This is a genomic window from Mesorhizobium waitakense, assembly GCF_056431085.1.
In genome coordinates, this window is the sequence record NZ_JBWKME010000016.1 from 11,566 (window position 1) to 28,918 (window position 17,353).

The window sequence follows — 17,353 nt, forward strand, 5'->3', positions numbered from 1 at the left end:
ACGCTTTGACGGCAGGCGCGCCGCATGTCCTTGATCGACATCAACCGGCCGGACATCAGCCGGATCCGGTTCGTCAGGTCAGCGGCGTCCAGCTACCGTCGGCGTTGCGGCAAGCGGTACCGCGCGCCGTGACGCCGGCTCCGCCGGCAAACACCGTCTGCGTGTACTGGCGGCAGTCCTGCGAACCGACGCGGTAGGGCTGGCCCGGAACCACCTCGCCATAGTGCGAAGCCTGGTCGCCCTTCCACGCCACCTTCTGGCCACTGGTCGTATATTCGAGCGCCTTGTATTCCGCCTCGAGCGCGCTGCGCTTCTCGGTCTCGCTCAGGCCGTTGCCGATCGAGCCGCCGACCAGGCCGCCGTCCATTGCCGAAATGATCGTCGTGGTGACCTTGCCGCTGGACGGAGGCGTCGAGGCCGGCGTCGGCGCAACCGAGGGGCCCTTGCCGCTCAGGGTGGTGCAGCCGGAAACGGCCAGCAATGCGGAAACAAGCGCGACGCGAATCTTCATGCCAACAACCGGTTTTCTTGAGTTGGAGCCTGTCATGGATGAGCCGGGGGCCGCGTCATCGAAGAAGTCGGCGTGGCCATAGTATTGATATTTGTCGGAAATTTGGCCGCTGGGATCAATCGACATGCCGCCATAGTAAATACTGTCCGTCGAACTCGGATTGATCCGGGAAGGCATCATTGAAGGCTCCGCAATCGCACCACCGCCTTCAATCCGCCCATGCCGGACCGTTCGAGCGCCAGAACGCCTCCATACTCGTTGACGAGGTCGGCGACAATGGCCAGCCCCAGACCTGTTCCGGGCTTTGTCTCATCGAGGCGCCGTCCACGCTTCATCGCCTCGCGCGCCTTGTCCTCGGGAATGCCCGGGCCGTCATCCTCGATGCTGATCTCAAACAGGCTGGCCGCCTCGTCCTTGCCGGTCAAAGGCACGACCGATACCAACACCGCGCTCTTGGCCCATTTCATCGCGTTTTCGAGCAGATTGCCGAGCAATTCCTCAAGGTCTTCGCGCTCGCCGGCAAAGACGATGTCGGTCGCCGGCAGCGCCAGCGACAGGTTGGTCTGCGGGTTGAGTTTCTGCAAAACCCGCACCATGCGCTGCACCAGGGGCGCCACCGGCGTGCGGTAGACGACGCTGTCGCGCTGCGCCGCGACACGGGCTCGCTGCAGATAGTGATCGACCTGCTTCTGCATGGAAGCGGCCTGTTCGGCAATCAACTGCCCCTTGGCGCCGCCAAGCGCCCGGCCCTCGTTGAGCAGCACCGCCAGCGGCGTCTTCAGCGAGTGGGCGAGATTGCCGACCTGGGTTCGCGACCGCTCGACGATACGCCTGTTGTTTTCGATCAACGCATTGGTTTCGTTGGCAAGCGGTTCGATCTCGGCCGGAAACTGGCCGTCGAGCCTGTGCGCAGTGCCCTCGCGCACCATGGCAAGTGCATTCCTGACCCGGCGCAGCGGCTGCAGGCCGAGCAGGATGGCGATCGCGTTGATCGCGATCATGCCAACACCGAACAGGCTGAGATAGGTCAGCAGGCGGCGCTGGAAGGTCGAGATTTCCTGTTCGAGTTCGCTCTGGTTGCCCATGACGCGGAAGCGCGCAGCGCGGTTCTTGGAGTCGAGAACGAATTCGCTCTCGAACACTTCGAGCTGCTCGCCGTTGATGCCTTCGGTCGCATAGCTGCGCTGGAAACTGGAATTGAAGGGCACATCGGCGACATCGGGCGATGGGATCGTCTTGGTCATCGACGATGAGTGAAGATCTCCGTGCACGCCTTCCGAAGCAGGTTCCACCGACCAGTACCAGCCCGAATTCGGCTCCGAGAACCGCAGGTCACCGAGATCGGGAGCGCCGGTGAGCGCACCGCTGTCGGAAATGCCGATGGAGCCGATCAGGTTGAACAGATGCGCCGAAAGCAGGCTGTCGAAGCCGCGCTCGCTGGCTTGGCGATAGAGCGTGGTGATCAGGGTGAAGATGATGACAAGGGTCACGATCGCCCACACCGTGGAAAAGGCGATCACACGGAACGTCAGCGAACGCGGCCACAAACGCAGCGAAAGCGGCGTCCTTGCGGTTTGTTTGAGCGGTTCCGAGTTACGCCTCCGGCTCACGCATGCGGTAGCCCATGCCGCGCACGGTTTCGATCATGTCGATGCCCATCTTCTTGCGCAGTCGCCCGACAAAGACCTCGATGGTGTTGGAATCGCGGTCGAAATCCTGGTCGTAGAGATGTTCGACCAGTTCGGTCCGCGAGACCACCTCGCCCATATGATGCATCAGATAGGCAAGCAGGCGAAACTCGTGCGAGGTCAGTTTCAGCGGCACGCCGTCGACATCGGCCTTCGACGCCTTGGTGTCGAGGCGTAGCGGCCCGCAGGTCAGTTCGGACGAGGCATGGCCGGCGGCGCGCCGGATCAGGGCCCTGAGCCTCGCCAGCACCTCCTCGATGTGGAACGGCTTGGTGACATAGTCGTCGGCGCCGGCGTCGATGCCGGAGACCTTGTCGCTCCAGCGATCGCGCGCCGTCAGGATCAGCACCGGCATCTTGCGGCCGCCGCGACGCCACCGCTCGACCACGCTGATGCCATCCATCTGCGGCAGGCCGATGTCGAGCACGACGGCATCGTAGGGCTCGGTGTCGCCGAGGAAATGCCCCTCCTCGCCATCGAAGGCGCGGTCGACGACATAGCCGGCATCGACCAGCGCGTCCGATATCTGCCGGTTGAGATCCTTGTCATCCTCGACGACGAGTACGCGCATGCGAAAATCGATACCTGTTGATGAGCTGGGGGCAGATATAGGCCGATTCCGGCGGCCTGGGAAACGAAGGCCTGTAAGATGAAAGATTGATCAGTTCTGCGGCACGATGATTTCGGAGCGGCGCGGACGCTGCCCGTCCTTGCCCGGGACGAGCACGACGATGACGCAGACCGGCTGGCCGCCGCGGGTCGATTGCGAGGCCTTGGCCAGCGTTCCGCCATTCTGCGCGGCCACCTGCTGGCCGATGGCGTAGCAATCGGAAGCCGCCAAAACGATCGGGCCGCCCTGGTCAGGCGTGATGACCGGTGTCGCCATCGCCTGCGACGCAAACAGCCCGGCAGCACAGAGCGCCAGTGTCGCGGTTCGGAAGTGGGAGCGAAGCGTTTTCATGGCTGGCGTTGTAACGCATCGGTGCTGAACGTGAAATGAACAGTGAACGCCACCAAGACCATGCCCGCTACCCCCTGAAACGCGAGACGACCGATCGGATTTCGCCGCCCACCCGACGAAATCCCTGAAGTGTCAGTCTAGACCCCGTTTGGACCATATTGAAAGCGCATCAGTCACTATCCTGCGTTATGGCGCGAAAACGCAGCAAACCATGATGCACGAGCAGGTCCTCGTCATAGCGGGCCTCGGCGAATTCCAGCACGAGGCGTGTCTGTCCACGCGGGCCGATGATCAGCACCGCGTCGGCGAGGCGCGCCTTGATGCTGTCCATGATGGCACGCGTTTCGGCCTCGCCATGTGTCTTCGACCAGACGTGCAGCGTGACCAGTTGATCGGCATCGTTCTGGACCCCGGTATCCCAGTCGAAGGCGCTGGTCTGGCCACATGTTACGTGGGGAAAGGCGGCATTGTCGGCCGCGTGTTCGAGCAGCCCGGCGCCGCCCAGCAGCGCCGACAGCGATCCATCGCTCCTCAATCTCTGGAACAAGGCCTGCTGCAAGTCGCCGGACGCGGTCATCGTTTTCCCTCATCGTAGCGGCTTGCGGATCATGTGCCGGGATTGCCCCTCAAGGGTATCCGGATTCTGTCCGGCTTGCCAATCAGCGGACGCCGCGCAACCTAACCACGAAACTGCGCAGCGCAAGCACCAGCACCGTGATGATGATCAGAATCACGGAAAGCGCGGCGATCGCCGGATCGATGTTGTCGCGCAGCCCCATCCACATCAGCCTGGGCAGCGTGATGGCGTTGACCGAGGTGATGAACAGCGTGACGCCGATCTCTTCCCAGGACAGCACGAAGGACAAAAGTGCCGCGGTGATGATGCCGAACTTGATGTTGGGCATGATGATGCGGGTGGCGCGCTCCCATACCGAGGCGCCAAGGCCGCGCGCGGCGAGATCGATGCGCCGGTCGAGCTGGCTGAGCGACACCAGCATCAGCACGGTGGCGAAAGGCACCGTCATCACCGAGTGCGCCATGGCAACGCCAAGCCAGGTGTCGTAGCCGAAGAGCGAGCTGAAGCCGGAGAGCGAGGTGAGGAGGAAGTAGAGCGTGATGGCCGAGACCACCGGCGGTACGACCATGGGCAGCAGCACGAAGCCGACGAGCGCCGCGGTGAAACGCGGCTGGAACATCCACACGCCGAGGCTGAAGCACAGTGCCAGCACGGTGGAAAAGGCGCTGCTGACGATGCCGATGCGGATGCTGAGCAGGATCGAGTCGATCCAGCGCGGATCCTCGATCAGCGCCCTGTAGTGGCGCAGCGACAGTTCGCCGGATGGCATCGCCAGCATGCGGCTCGGCGTCAGCGACACCGGGATGACGGCGAGCAAGGGCATCAGCAGGAACAGCGCCACGAAGGCTGCGATGATCAGGGAGACGGGACCGGGGCGATAAGTCGGCATCAGATCAATTGCTTCGGTCTGACATAACGGAACAAGAGCGCCATCAGCGCGCCGACGAACAGCACCAGCACGACGCTGATCGCCGCGCCCAGCCCCCAGTCCGGGCTCTGGAATATCCTCAGATAGATCAGCTCGGCGACCATGACGCTGCGGCCGCCGCCGAGGATCGCCGGCGTCACGAAGAAGCCGAGCGAAAACACGAAGACGATGAGGGCCGCACCGATGATGCCGGAGCGGGTCATGGGCACGAAGACCGACCAGAAGGTGCGCATGCGGCTGGAGCCGAGCCCGCGCGCGGCCAGCAGCACGCGGTCGTCAAGGCTGCGCATGGCAGACGCCAGCGGAAAGACGGCGAAAGGAATGAGGAAATGCGTCATGCCGACGATGACGCCGAATTCGTTGCGCACGAGCGCCAGCGGTTCGGAAATGAAGCCGATCGCCTGCAGCCAGGTGTTGATCAGGCCGCGATTGGACAAAAGCGCCACCCAGCCGAAGGCGCGGGTCAGTACCGAGATCCAGAAGGGAACGAGAATGCAGAACTCGGCAACCAGGCGCTGAGCCGGGGTTCCGCGCACCCAGACGACGGTGATGGCATAGGCAGCCGCCACCGAGACCACGGTGACGACCGCCGCGATGCGCAGCGTGCGGATGAACACCGACTGCACCAGATCGTCGGTGAGCAGCGCCTCATACTGGCCGAGCCCCGGCGTCGGCAGCGTAAAGCTCCATTTGACGACACCGAGGAACGGCCATGCATAAGCCAGCACAAGAAACAGGAGCAGCGGCGCCATCAACAGCGCCGCGCCCATCCTGTCGGAGAGATATGCTCTCATGTCGACCCGATAATCCCTGCCTCGGTCAGGCGGAGATGATCTTGGTGTATTCGTCGAGTGCCGGCCCGTAGTTCTTGGCGTACCAGTCCATATCGAGCGCGATCTGCTTCTTCATGTTCTCGGGGTCGACCGGGTTGATGCGCTTCTTGTCGGCGGGGATCAGCGCGTCGGCGGCCGGGTTTGCTGGACCCTGGCCGAGCTTGTCGAACATGACCAGCTGCTTTTGCGGGTCCTGGGCGCTGGCGATGAACTTCATCGCCGCGTCCTTGCCGCCGGGATTGCCCTTGAGCACGGCGAGCGCGCCGGGCGAGATCAGTCCCTGGTCCCAGATGAACTTGATCTTGCCGCCGGAATCCTGCTCGATCAGCGAGGCGCGGGTCGACCAGACGATCGCCATCGAGGCCTCGCCATTGAGCAGCACGCTCTGGCTTTCGGCGCCGCCGCCCCAATAGGCAACGACGTTCTCCTTGAAGGCGGCGATCTTGTCATGCGCGCGCTTCAGGTCGAGCGGATAGAGCGACGCGGGCGCGATGCCGTCGGCCAGAAGCGCTGCCTCCCAGCTCGACACGCCCCATTTGTAGAGCGAGCGCTTGCCGGGAAATTTCTTCACGTCGAAGAAATCGGCCATGCCGGTCGGGGCGTCCTTGCCGTATTTCTCGGAATCATAGGCGATGACATAGGAGAAGAAATAGGTCGAGGCGGCGTAGTCCCAGCCGAAGCCGGGCCGCATCTTCTTCTTGTCGACGATGTTGTAGTCGATCGGCTCGAGCATGCCTTGCGCGCCGAGCGTGATGGCCGAGAACGGATCGACGTCGACGAGATCCCAGGTCGGCGCGCCGCTCTTGAACTGCGCGGCGATCGCGCCTTCTGTCGGGCCGGAGCCGTCCATCTTGACAGTGATGCCGGTGTCCTTGGTGAAGGCCTGGCCATAGGCGGCATCATAGGCCGTGATGGCGTCGCCGCCCCAGTTGACCAGCACCAGTTCCTTCGCAGCGGCGAAGGCTCCGGTCGAGCGCAACAGCATCGGCGTGCCGGCCAGCACGATTGCCGCCAGCTGTGCGAATTGCCGGCGCGAAATCTCGCCGCGCCCTGCCCTTGCGGACAGGCTCTCGATGGCTTGTTTCTTGGTGTCATTTGTCATGTCAGTTCCCCTTTTTTGTCGTTGATAGTACCGGAAAGCGGTGGCGCTGATATCTCGCCACACCGTTCGTCATTGTCCTCCATGCGGAAGGAGGAAACCCTTTTCCGCAGGCCAGGTGAGCCAGACGGAGTTGCCCTTGCTCAAGGCGGCGGCAGCTATCTCGTTGGGCACCGAGACCGTGACCTTCGCGCCTTGCCGCGTCGTCAGGTCAAGCCGCGTTGCCGCGCCAAGATAGGTGGAGTTGGTCGCGGTCGCGGCGATGCCGTTCTCGCCGGCTGTCGCCTCGCCTGATATCGACATGTATTCGGGCCGGATCGCCAGGATTGCATCGCCGCTCACCGTCTCAGCCTTGCAGCGCATGGAGACCGCGCGGTCTTCGCAGAGGCCGGTCGAGCCATTGTCGGCCGGGCGCACCCCCTTCAGCGGCAGCATGTTGATCTCGCCGAGGAACTCGGCGACGAAGCGGTTGTCTGGCCTGTCGTAGACCTCGTCGGGCGCTCCGACCTGCAGCAGTTTGCCATGATTGAAGATGGCGACGCGCGACGACAGCGCCAGCGCCTCGCTCTGGTCGTGGGTGACGAAGACGAAGGTGGTGCCGGTCTCCTGGTGCAGCCGCTTCATCTCGGCCTGCATCTGGCCGCGCAGGCCCTTGTCGAGCGCGGAAAACGGCTCGTCGAGCAACAGCACGCCCGGCTCGAACACCAGCGCGCGGGCGAGCGCGACGCGCTGCTGCTGACCGCCTGAAAGTTGCGCCGGTAGCTTCTTCTCGTGGCCCTTGAGGCCCACGCGCTCGATCATCTCGCCGACTCGGCGCTTGATGTCGGCCGCCGATTTCTTGCGCACCTTGAGTGGGAAGGCGATGTTGGCTTCCACGCTCATATGCGGGAACAGCGCATAGCCCTGGAACACCATGCCGGCTGCGCGCTGTTCGGCCGGTCGGTCGGTGATGTCGACGCCGTCGCTGAACAGCCGGCCCTCGGTCGGTTGCACGAAGCCGGCCAGGATCATCAGGAAGGTGGTCTTGCCCGAACCAGACGGCCCGAGCAGGGTCAGGAACTCGCCACGGCCAATATCGAGCGTCAGATTGTCCAGCGCACGGAACGAGCCAAAGCTCTTGCCGATTCCGATTGCCTTGATCTCTGCGGCCCGGCCGGGTTGCTGCATCCTGCCTGTTTCCTCAATTCCAAAAGAAATCGTAGGGCAGCGTGCGGCCTCACCGCAACCAAATAGTTTTCGCCGGATCGGCAAATTCCATTCATCTGTCCAATCGGTGGCGCCCGTGGTCGGCCATGACCTTGGCAATGCTCTCCGCGAGTTTCGATCGCAGCCATCCGGCAAACGCGTCAAGCACCGGATGCGTCGCCTTGGCGTGTTCTGAGACGAGGAAGTAGGAGCGCGGCGATTTGATCGCGATGTCGAAGGGACGCACGAGCCTGCCTTCGGCCAGGGCCTTGCCGCTGGTCAGTTCGTCGCCCATGGCCATTCCCTGGCCGGCGATCGCGGCCGAGAAGACGAGATTCATGTCGGAAAAGAAGATACCGCCTTCCGGGTCGGGGTTCTCGACCTTGGATAGAGCCAGCCAGCGCGCCCAATCCTCGGTGTCGCCGAGATGCAGGAGAGTGGCGCGCAGCACATCGGCGGGCTTGGAGAATCCGCCGACCTTGTTGAGGAGCATCGGACTGCAGAGCGGCGTAAAGGAAATCTCGCACAACAGTTCGGCGGCCCGGTTCGGCCAATTGCCAACGCCAAAGGCGATGAAGGCGTCGGCGTCGGCATTGCTGACGTCATCCAGCCGACGCGGCGTCAGGATGCGCAGCGCGACATCGGGGTACATCTGCCTGAACTCGCCGATATGGGTGCACAGGAACAGCGAGGCGAAGCCCGGCGTGCAGCTGATGCTGAACGAGCCGCCGACGCCTGTGCCGGCATGGCGCGTCACCGCATCGCCCAGCACGGTCAACGCTTTGCGCACGTCGCTGGCATAGCGCTGGCCACGCGGCGTCAGCGCCACGCCCTTGCCGATGCGTTCGAGCAGATCGAAGCCAAGGTCGCGTTCAAGCAGGCGAAGCTGATGGCTGACCGCGCTGCGGGTCAGATGCAACTCGTCGGCGGCGCGCCAGACGCTGCCGTGACGAGCGAAGCTATCGAGCGCGCGCAGCGCCTGGGTGGATGGTATGCGCAAGAGGCCTCAGGTGAACCGAATTTGCATGAGCCGGGAAAACATATCACTTTCTAGCGAACCGCTTCACTGCTTTCTTCTCGTCTCATGGAGGAACCCGTGGCCACCTCGGCGCAAACAACCGCCCTTGCCTGTCTCGACGACATCCAGCCGTTGCTGTCGGCGTGGACGCGCACCATTTTCGACTTCGGCGAGACCGCATGGCGCGAGTATCAATCCGCCGCCTGGTACGTGGAGCGGCTGAAGCGCGAAGGCTTTTCCGTCGAAGAGGGTTCCGGCGGCATGCCCACCGCCTTCTGTGCCCATTGGACCAACGGTCCCGGCCCGACCATCGGCATGTATGCCGAATACGACGCGGTGCCGGGCAATTGCCAGGATGCCGCGACGGTCAAGCGTCCGCGCCCAGGCCTCTCCGAACATGCCGGCGGTCATACCGACCCGCATTCCGGGCTCGGCATTTCGAGCCTCGGCGGGCTGCTGGCGACCAAGGCGGCGATGCAGCGTCACGGGATACCAGGCACGCTGCGCTTTACCGGCGAGCCGGCGGAAAAGGTGCGCGGGTCAAAGCCGATCCATGCCGCCAAGGGCTATTATGACGGCCTTGCCGGCATGATCTCCTTCCATCCGTTCTACATGCTGCCGCTCTGCAACACGGCGCGCTGGGACACGCATTGCGGTGCGGCCTACGCCATGATCTATCGCTTCATCTGCGACCAACCGGAGCGCTGGGCGAGCGCGACGGGCGGCGCGGCGCCCATTCCGCAGGCGCATTCGGCGGTGCGCGCGCCCGGCGCCAACGACGCGCTCATGATGATGTATATGGCGTCCAAGGCGCTGCGCGATTCCATGCTGCCGCACCAGGGCGGCTGGTCGATCAGCGAGGCGATCCTCACCGCCGGCCAGGCGACCGCCGACAACCTGCCGGCCGAGCTGGCCGAGATCCAGTATATGATCCGCGTGCCGACGCTGGCGATGGCCGAACAGGTCGCCGCCGTGCTCGACCGCAATGCCGAGGCCGCTGCCAGCATGAGCGGCTGCCGCCATGAGCGGCATTGGGTGTCGAAGTCGCGGCCGGGGCTGGCCAATCACACCATGGCCGAAATCGCCTATGAAGCGCTGTTGACCGTCGGGCCGCCGCGCTGGGACGAGGATGCCAAGGCAATCGCGCGCGACATGCAGGTCAATGCCGGGCGCATGGCGAGTGACGAGCCGTTCATCGAAGACCTTGAGCGCCTGATCGAGCCGCAGGCGGCGGAAGCGATCCTGCGCCGCGATCTGCCGCCCTCGCAGGTGAATTCGACCTCCGACGATTACACCGACATGAGCTGGCATGCGCCGACGGCGCGCTTCTATGTCGCCCGCCCGGCGCTGCGCTCGGAAACCGGCTACCCCTATCCGTCATGGGTGATGAACGCTCTGGGCGGCATTCCCGCCACCATCGACCCGATGGTCACCTGCGCATCGAAGACCATCGCGCTCGCCGCCCTTCGGCTGCTCGAAGACCAGGCCGCCCGCGATGCGGCGATGAACGAATTCGTCGCCCGCACCGGCGGTGGAATCGGCGGCTCGACCTGGATCGCGCCGCTCTGCGACTACGAGCCGCCGATTGGATTTCGGTGGCCGGAATATGTCACCACCCCGCGCGGACGAGACTGGTGGATACCGGGCAGCCAGCCCAAGTCAAACGCATGATCAAAGCACGAGGAGAACCCCATGACCGTTCATGACCGCATCGTCGCCGAGCCGTTTTCGCTGCAGCGCCGCAACCCTGCCGGCGGCACCAAGCCGCTGACCGCCTGGGGCTTTGCCAACGAAACCGATGTCTTGACCGACGTGCTGCTTGGTTCGCCCAATTTCCTGCGCCACCTGTCGACCAGCTCGCTGTCGCGCAAGCATCTGCGCGAGGCGCCTTGCAACGTCCAGATCGCGCAGGCGCAGCACAAGGACCTTGTCGCCGCCTATGAGCATTTCGGCGTCAACATCCACTGGCACGAGCCGACGCCGGAACTGCCGATGCAGGTCTATTCCCGCGATTCCAGTGTCATGACGCCTTACGGCGCCTTCATCACCGCAATGGCCAACTGGTGGCGGCGCGGCGAGAACTACGCGGCGATCCGCACCTACGAAAAACTCGGCATCCCAATCTACGACATGGTCACAGCGGGCACGTTCGAGGGTGGCGACTTCAACGTCATCGAAGAGGGCGTCGTATTGATCGGCTGCGGCGGCGCCCGCACGCAGGAAGAAGGCGCGCGGCAGGTGCAGGCCTGGTTCGACAAGGAAGGCTGGGAAACCCGCATCGCTTTCATCGACGAGTACTATGTCCATATCGACCTGATGGTGGTGCCGATCGCCGAGAAACTGACGGCCGTCTGCCTCGCCTGCACCGAACCCGGCATCGTCGACTGGCTGAAGGGCAAGGGTCACGAGATTATCGACGTGCCGTTCCAGGATACGATGGCGCTCGGCTGCAACTTCATGTCGCTGGGCAAGGACCGGGTGATCGCGCCGACCTCCAGCCAGGCGCTGATCGGCCAGCTCAAGGCACGCGGTTTCGAGGTCGCGGCGGTCGACATGAGCGAGATCTCGAAGACCGGCGGCGGCATCCACTGCATGGCGCAAGCGCTGAAGCGCGAACCGGCCTGAGGAGTGGAATAGCGCTGCGCTGCTTCGTTCACATTCGCATCAGCATGATTGGCATCCTGCCGGCCGAGGATGCAAGGTTGGGCGTGAAAACCGGCTGAGATCGCCGGCTGGCAGAAACATGTGCCCAAGCCAATGCAATCACTACATCGGCTGCGGACGCCCACTTGGGCGCCGCAACGCTGGCCAATGCGAAACTTGCACGATATCTAATATAAGCGCACAGTAAAAATGTTTTTTGGGGAGGGGGACGGCTCATCTGCAAATCGGGAGGAAACCATGAACACCATGAGCCTCACCACGCTTGAACGCGGCAAAACGACAATCGACGCCGCTGCCTTGGAAGCATTTTCGGCACAATTGCGCGGCACAGTGCTGAGCGGAGGCGATGCCGCTTACGACGAAGCACGGACTGTCTGGAATGCCACGGTCGACCGACGGCCTGGGCTGATCGTGTGCTGCGTGGGCGCTTCCGACGTCATCAGTGCCGTGAATTTCGCCAGGGAGAACAGACTTCTCGTCTCCGTGCGTGGCGGCGGCCACAACATTGCCGGAAGTGCGGTCTGCGATGGTGGCCTGGTGATTGATCTGTCGTTGATGAAGTCGGTGCGGGTCGATGTCGCTGCGCGGCGGGCATGGGTCGGGCCTGGCGCGACGCTTGCCGATGTCGACAAGGAAACGCAGGCCTTCGGCCTGGTGGTGCCGACCGGCATCAACTCGACCACCGGCATATCCGGCCTGACACTGGGTGGCGGCTTCGGCTGGATAACCCGCAAATTCGGCCTGACCATCGACAATCTTGCCTCCGCAGATGTGGTCACCGCCGACGGCAAACTGCTCCGGGCCAGCCAGACCGAAAATCCGGACTTGTTCTGGGCGCTGCGAGGCGGCGGCGGCAATTTCGGCGTCGTCACGGCATTCGAGTTCCAGCTCCATGAGCTTGGACCGCAGGTGCTGGCGGGGCTTGTCGTCCATCCCTTCGCCGATGCCGAAAAGGTGCTGCAGGAGTATCGCAAGGCGCTCGAAACCGCTCCTGACGAGTTGACCTGCTGGGTGGTCATGCGGCAGGCGCCGCCGCTGCCCTTCCTGCCGGCCGAATGGCATGGCAAGGAGGTGCTGGTTCTGGCCATGTGCTATTGCGGCGACATCGCCGCAGGCGAAAAGGCGACGCATAAGCTTCGAGCCATCGGCACGCCGATTGCCGATGTCGTCGGCCCCAGCCCGTTCACCGGCTGGCAGCAAGCATTCGACCCGCTACTCGCGCCCGGCGCCCGCAACTACTGGAAGAGCCATGACTTCACCGAGTTTTCCGAGGAGGCGGCTGCGGTCGTCACGGGGGCAATAGCCAAGCTGCCGGGACCCGAGTGCGAGATATTTGTCGGCCATGTCGGCGGCGCGGCAGGTCGCGTCAAGGCGGATGCTACGGCGTTTCCACAGCGCAGTTCGCATTTCGTCATGAACGTTCACGCCCGCTGGCGCGAACCGGCGATGGACAAGGCCTGCACCGACTGGGCTCGTGCGATCTACGAGGCGGCCAAGCCTTATGCGGCCGGCACCGTCTATGTGAACTTCATGCCGGAGGACGAGGTTGACCGGGTCGAAGCGGCCTATGGTGGCAACCATCGGCGGCTTCTGGAAATCAAGCAGCGCTACGACCCACTGAACCTGTTCCGCATGAACCAGAATTTGCGCCCGAAAGAGAACCTGCGAGCCGCTTGAAGCGTTCAATCGCAGATCGCTTTGACGTCGAGCCAGACGCTGACCTGCCAGTTCGAGGCACACCGCTTCGAACTGGCGATCGTCGACACGAGCGAGATCTCAAAGACCGGCAGCGGCATCCACTGCATGGCGCAGGCGCTGAAGCACGAGCCGGCCTGAGGAGACTGTTTGGAAATTCTACCCTGGTGGCCATCTGTTGGCGTTTTCTGCGCTTCCGTTGCTCACGGACCAAATGTCCGCTGCGCTACGGTTCTCGAAACCACCACCATATGACTCGCCAGAGCGAATTTCGAAACAGTCCCTAAGGCGGCTCGCGCCTCTGCAACAAACCCCGGCACTGTGTCTTCGCCGCCCTTGTGAGAACTGGAGAAATGGAGGAATAGTCTCCCACGGTGGGTCGCCCTGAAATTGCCGGTTTGCGGTCTTCAGGTCGCGCCATCGCCGAGCCGGATTTCCGAATGGCCAGTCCTGAACCGCACAAGAGAAGAGGTCCGATCGCCGCCCGGCTGCTGGCGCTCGATGCATGGCTCGATTCCTCGCTCTACGAGATCGGTTTCAAGGCGCGCCAGTTCTGGGAAGCGGCGACGATCTTCTCCCGGCGCTTCCGCGTCAACGGCTGGCGCCGCGGCATCATCGAATTGTTGAGCGAAGGTTTTACGCTGGGTGCCGGTGGCATTGTGGTGATGCTGGCGCTGGCCGTTCCGGCTTTCCAGGATACGGCTGGCGACTGGCGCGCCCAGGGCGACTTCGCCGTCACCTTCCTCGACCGCTACGGCAACGAGATCGGGCAGCGCGGCATCATCCAGCGCGATTCGGTGCCGGTCGACGAGATGCCCGATCACGTCATCAAGGCGGTGCTCGCCACCGAGGATCGCCGCTTCTTCGATCATTACGGCATCGACGTGCTTGGCCTTTCACGCGCCATCTTCGAGAATGTGCGGGCGAACTCCGTCGTCCAGGGCGGCTCGAGCATCACCCAGCAGCTGGCCAAGAACCTGTTCCTCACCAACGAGCGCACCCTGGAGCGCAAGATCAAGGAAGCCTTCCTGTCGCTGTGGCTCGAGGCCAATCTGTCGAAGAAGGAAATCCTGCAGCTCTATCTCGACCGCGCCTATATGGGCGGCGGCACGTTCGGCATCGAGGCGGCCGCCGACTTCTATTTCGGCAAGAGCGTCAAGGACCTGAACCTCGCCGAGGCGGCGATGCTGGCCGGCCTGTTCAAGGCGCCGACCAAATATGCACCGCACATCAATCTGCCGGCGGCGCGCGCGCGCGCCAATGTGGTGCTGTCCAACCTTGTCGATTCCGGTTTCATGACCGAGGGTCAAGTGCTGCAGGCAAGGCTGCACCCTGCCGACGTCGTCGATCGCGGCGAACAGAAAAGCCCGGATTATTACCTCGACTGGGCGTTCGACGAGGTCAAGAAGATCGCCAAGCCAGGCCAGCACTCGCTGGTTGCCCACACCACCTTCGACGCCAACATCCAGAAGGCGGCGGAAGAATCGGTGGAGTTTCACCTGCGCCAGTTCGGCAAGGAGTACAACGTCACCGAGGGTGCTGTCGTCGTCATCGAGACCAACGGCGCCGTCAGAGCCATCGTCGGTGGCCGCGACTATGGCGCCAGCCAGTTCAACCGCGCCACCAAGGCGCTGCGCCAGACCGGCTCGTCGTTCAAACCCTATGTCTATGCAACGGCGATGGAGCACGGCTTCACGCCCAACTCCATCATTTCCGGCGGCCCGATCAGCTGGGGCACTTGGTCGCCGCACAATTACAGCGGCGAATCGGCGGGCAAGATCACGCTGATCATGGCGATGGCCAAGTCGATCAACACCGTGCCGGTGCGACTGGCCAAGGACTATCTCGGCATCCCGCCGATCAAGGCAATGGCCGAGGCAATGGGCGTGGAATCGCCGCTCGAAGCGCACAAGACGATGGTGCTCGGCACCTCGGGCATGACGGTGATGGATCAGGCGACGGGCTACAGCGTGTTCGCCCAGAACGGCTTCGTCGGCTCCCGGCACGGCATCACGCAGCTCGTCACACGCACTGGCGAGGTGGTCTATGATTTCGCCAAGGATGCGCCGCCGCCGCACCGGGTGCTGTCCGAGCAGGCGCTCAAATCCATGAACACCATGCTGGCGGCGGTGCCGGTGATGGGCACGGCGCGCCGCGCGCAAATTCCAAACATCGTCGTCGCCGGCAAGACCGGGACGACGCAATCCTACCGCGACGCCTGGTTTGTCGGCTTCACCGGCAACTACACGGCGGCCGTGTGGCTGGGCAACGACGATTTCACGCCGACCAAGAACATGACGGGCGGCTCGCTGCCGGCAATGGTTTGGCAGCGTCTCATGGTCTATGCCCATCAAAACATCGACCTCAAGCCGATCCCCGGCATCGACAAACCTTTTGTCGATGAAGAGATCGCAGCCAAGGCCGAGGAGGCGCAGAAGAAGAGCGACGATCAGGCGGCAGCCGATGCGGCGGCCGAACGGCCGCCGGTGTTGTCCAGCCGGACCACGCAGACGTTGAGAGACATGACCAAGCAGTTCCAGTCAGCGCCGGCCCTCGCCGCGCCTCAACCGCCGGAAAAGCTGTCGGCATCGTGATTCTTTCCGACTGAGTGGGTGTTTGCGACTGGCTTGGGCGGCCAAATCCATCGGCCCGCTTGCCACGGGACCCCGCGCCGCGATATCCCCGAGCGGCAACTCTTCGTGTCCCCGGCCCTTCATGCTCAAGAATGCACTCCTGACGCTGCTTTCGCTTGTCATAGCCATCGGCGGCGGTGGCGGCAGCGTCTGGTATGCGCTGAAAGCCCAGGATGGTGTCGGCGCCATCCGGATCGGCCAATGGACGGCCTTTCCCGATATCGGCACGCCAGCCGCCGACCCCTATTCGAAGGCCCGCGTGGCGCGCGAGGGCGTGCTTGCGCTCGGCCGTGCCGAAGGGCTGTCCTTCGTCGCCGAGCGCGACGCTGGCGGCGGCGAACTCAAGCGCGAATGCACTTATACGATCGAGGGTGGATTTCCGACGGCACGGTTCTGGACGCTCTATGCCACCGATCAGTCGCTCGGCGTGGTCGAAACCGGTAAATCACGCCTTGCGGCGCTGCAATCCTATGAGGTGGTACGACAACCCGACAATTCGGTCATCATTTCCGCCAGCGATCACCCGATGCCGGGCAACTGGCTGCTGACCGGCGGCTTCGGCACGATGTATTTCGTGCTGACATTCTACGACACGCCAATCGCCAGCAGCACCGGCCTGTCGGACGTTTCGCTACCGCGGATCCTGAAGGTCGGCTGCAATGCGTAGCTCTTATGCGGCGATGCGCAAGCTTCTGCATGCTGTCCTGCTCGGCCTGGTCGGCGCCGGCATCGTGCACATCGTCGTGCTGCTCCTGGTGCCTGAATTTTCCGAACGCGACGCCTGGTCGCGGCTGTCCATGGCCTCGGACCTCTACAGGATGACCCGTCTCGATGCGGAGGCCGGTGGCGCGCCAGTGGTGAAGTCCGTCGACCCGTTGTTCTACGCGACGGCGTGCCGGTTCGATCTGGGCGAAGGAGTGGTTCGCATCAAAGCACCGGGACATGTGCCGTTCTGGTCGGTGTCGGTCTACGACCGCAGCGGCCACAACATCTATTCCTTCAACGACCACACCGCCAACGACGGCGTGCTGGATGCCGTCGTGCTGACACCGGCACAGATGATCGACGTGCGCAAGGACCTTCCCGAGGACCTTCAGGGAGCAATCTTCGTCGAGGCGCCGATCGAGGAAGGCATCTTCGTCATCCGCACCTTCGTGCCCGATGACAGCTGGAAGCCGATCGTATCAAGCTTCCTCGAAAGGAGTTCCTGCGAGTTGCAGGACTTCTAGTGGTGAGGAACCGGCTTCGTCCCTGGCGATCCCGGCTTGTCGGGATCGACCGGCCGCACTTCGCCGGCATGCGACCGCTCGTAGCGGATGCCGGGGAAGATGATCACCGCCGCCGGAATTTCGGCGGGTTGCTTTGTCCGATTGCTTGGTGCCGTACGCGGCACGAAAGACAGTACCATGCCCATGATTCGCGCATTCCTCTCGGTTTCCCCGGAGCACAACGCAACGCCTCCAAATATCATTAGGACGGCAGAGGGTTAACGGAGCGCTAACGGATCGTCGCTAACTTGATCTTTGTCTCGAGGTCAGGGCGTTCTGACCCGCGGCAAACG

18 protein-coding genes are annotated in these 17,353 nt (G+C 63.4%); 7 read left to right on the forward strand and 11 right to left on the reverse strand.

Annotation, left to right across the window (positions count from 1 at the left end; genetic code table 11):
• Positions 1-73: 73 nt before the first annotated feature.
• From AC07FD_RS02655 to AC07FD_RS02700, 10 genes are all read right to left on the reverse strand, one after another.
• Positions 74-691 (reverse strand): hypothetical protein, encoded by a 618-nt coding sequence (locus AC07FD_RS02655; RefSeq protein WP_478348529.1) that lies wholly within the window; start codon positions 689-691, stop codon positions 74-76.
• Positions 688-2,121, reverse strand: a complete 1,434-nt coding sequence (locus tag AC07FD_RS02660) for an ATP-binding protein (protein WP_478348530.1) — start codon at positions 2,119-2,121, stop codon at positions 688-690. The genes AC07FD_RS02655 and AC07FD_RS02660 overlap by 4 nt, the downstream gene beginning before the upstream one ends.
• Positions 2,105-2,770, reverse strand: coding sequence for a response regulator transcription factor (locus AC07FD_RS02665; RefSeq protein ID WP_023812809.1), 666 nt, complete (start codon positions 2,768-2,770; stop codon positions 2,105-2,107). Before AC07FD_RS02665 ends, AC07FD_RS02660 begins: the two co-directional genes overlap by 17 nt.
• Positions 2,771-2,860: 90 nt before the next feature.
• Positions 2,861-3,160: a hypothetical protein gene (locus tag AC07FD_RS02670; protein WP_478348531.1), complete on the reverse strand. Its 300-nt coding sequence runs from the start codon at positions 3,158-3,160 to the stop codon at positions 2,861-2,863.
• Positions 3,161-3,329: 169 nt separating this feature from the next.
• Positions 3,330-3,737, reverse strand: coding sequence for a DUF3168 domain-containing protein (locus AC07FD_RS02675; RefSeq protein ID WP_478348532.1), 408 nt, complete (start codon positions 3,735-3,737; stop codon positions 3,330-3,332).
• An 82-nt stretch (positions 3,738-3,819) separates the two neighbouring features.
• The gene (locus tag AC07FD_RS02680) at positions 3,820-4,626 is read right to left on the reverse strand and encodes an ABC transporter permease (RefSeq protein ID WP_478348533.1); all 807 of its coding nucleotides are present in this window, start codon (positions 4,624-4,626) and stop codon (positions 3,820-3,822) included.
• Positions 4,626-5,459: an ABC transporter permease gene (locus tag AC07FD_RS02685; protein WP_095089919.1), complete on the reverse strand. Its 834-nt coding sequence runs from the start codon at positions 5,457-5,459 to the stop codon at positions 4,626-4,628. Before AC07FD_RS02685 ends, AC07FD_RS02680 begins: the two co-directional genes overlap by 1 nt.
• A 25-nt stretch (positions 5,460-5,484) precedes the next feature.
• Positions 5,485-6,600 carry an ABC transporter substrate-binding protein gene (locus tag AC07FD_RS02690; protein ID WP_478348534.1) on the reverse strand — a complete coding sequence of 372 codons (1,116 nt, stop codon included), beginning with the start codon at positions 6,598-6,600 and terminating at the stop codon, positions 5,485-5,487.
• Positions 6,601-6,669: 69 nt separating this feature from the next.
• The gene (locus AC07FD_RS02695; RefSeq protein WP_478348535.1) at positions 6,670-7,764 is read right to left on the reverse strand and encodes an ABC transporter ATP-binding protein; all 1,095 of its coding nucleotides are present in this window, start codon (positions 7,762-7,764) and stop codon (positions 6,670-6,672) included.
• A 91-nt stretch (positions 7,765-7,855) separates the two neighbouring features.
• Positions 7,856-8,782, reverse strand: a complete 927-nt coding sequence (locus AC07FD_RS02700; RefSeq protein ID WP_095089913.1) for a LysR substrate-binding domain-containing protein — start codon at positions 8,780-8,782, stop codon at positions 7,856-7,858.
• A gap of 84 nt (positions 8,783-8,866) precedes the next feature.
• Here AC07FD_RS02700 and AC07FD_RS02705 point away from each other — a divergent pair, with 84 nt between their 5' ends.
• The 7 genes from AC07FD_RS02705 (at position 8,867) to AC07FD_RS02735 (ending at position 17,021) form a co-directional block, all read left to right on the forward strand.
• Positions 8,867-10,471 carry a zinc-binding metallopeptidase family protein gene (locus tag AC07FD_RS02705; protein WP_478348536.1) on the forward strand — a complete coding sequence of 535 codons (1,605 nt, stop codon included), beginning with the start codon at positions 8,867-8,869 and terminating at the stop codon, positions 10,469-10,471.
• A gap of 21 nt (positions 10,472-10,492) precedes the next feature.
• Positions 10,493-11,425 (forward strand): dimethylarginine dimethylaminohydrolase family protein, encoded by a 933-nt coding sequence (locus AC07FD_RS02710; protein ID WP_095089911.1) that lies wholly within the window; start codon positions 10,493-10,495, stop codon positions 11,423-11,425.
• 276 nt (positions 11,426-11,701) lie between these two features.
• Positions 11,702-13,141 (forward strand): FAD-binding oxidoreductase, encoded by a 1,440-nt coding sequence (locus tag AC07FD_RS02715; RefSeq protein WP_478348537.1) that lies wholly within the window; start codon positions 11,702-11,704, stop codon positions 13,139-13,141.
• A gap of 21 nt (positions 13,142-13,162) precedes the next feature.
• A complete protein-coding gene (locus AC07FD_RS02720) occupies positions 13,163-13,300 on the forward strand; it encodes a hypothetical protein (RefSeq protein ID WP_478348538.1) in 138 nt (45 codons plus the stop codon).
• 299 nt (positions 13,301-13,599) lie between these two features.
• Positions 13,600-15,753, forward strand: a complete 2,154-nt coding sequence (locus AC07FD_RS02725; RefSeq protein ID WP_478348539.1) for a transglycosylase domain-containing protein — start codon at positions 13,600-13,602, stop codon at positions 15,751-15,753.
• A gap of 121 nt (positions 15,754-15,874) precedes the next feature.
• Positions 15,875-16,459, forward strand: a complete 585-nt coding sequence (locus AC07FD_RS02730) for a DUF1214 domain-containing protein (RefSeq protein ID WP_478348540.1) — start codon at positions 15,875-15,877, stop codon at positions 16,457-16,459.
• The gene (locus AC07FD_RS02735) at positions 16,452-17,021 is read left to right on the forward strand and encodes a DUF1254 domain-containing protein (RefSeq protein WP_478348541.1); all 570 of its coding nucleotides are present in this window, start codon (positions 16,452-16,454) and stop codon (positions 17,019-17,021) included. Before AC07FD_RS02730 ends, AC07FD_RS02735 begins: the two co-directional genes overlap by 8 nt.
• On the opposite strand, the gene AC07FD_RS02740 is transcribed toward AC07FD_RS02735, so the two are convergent.
• Positions 17,018-17,206, reverse strand: coding sequence for a hypothetical protein (locus AC07FD_RS02740; protein WP_246461176.1), 189 nt, complete (start codon positions 17,204-17,206; stop codon positions 17,018-17,020). The two genes, AC07FD_RS02735 and AC07FD_RS02740, sit on opposite strands and share 4 nt — an antisense overlap.
• Positions 17,207-17,353: the final 147 nt, after the last annotated feature.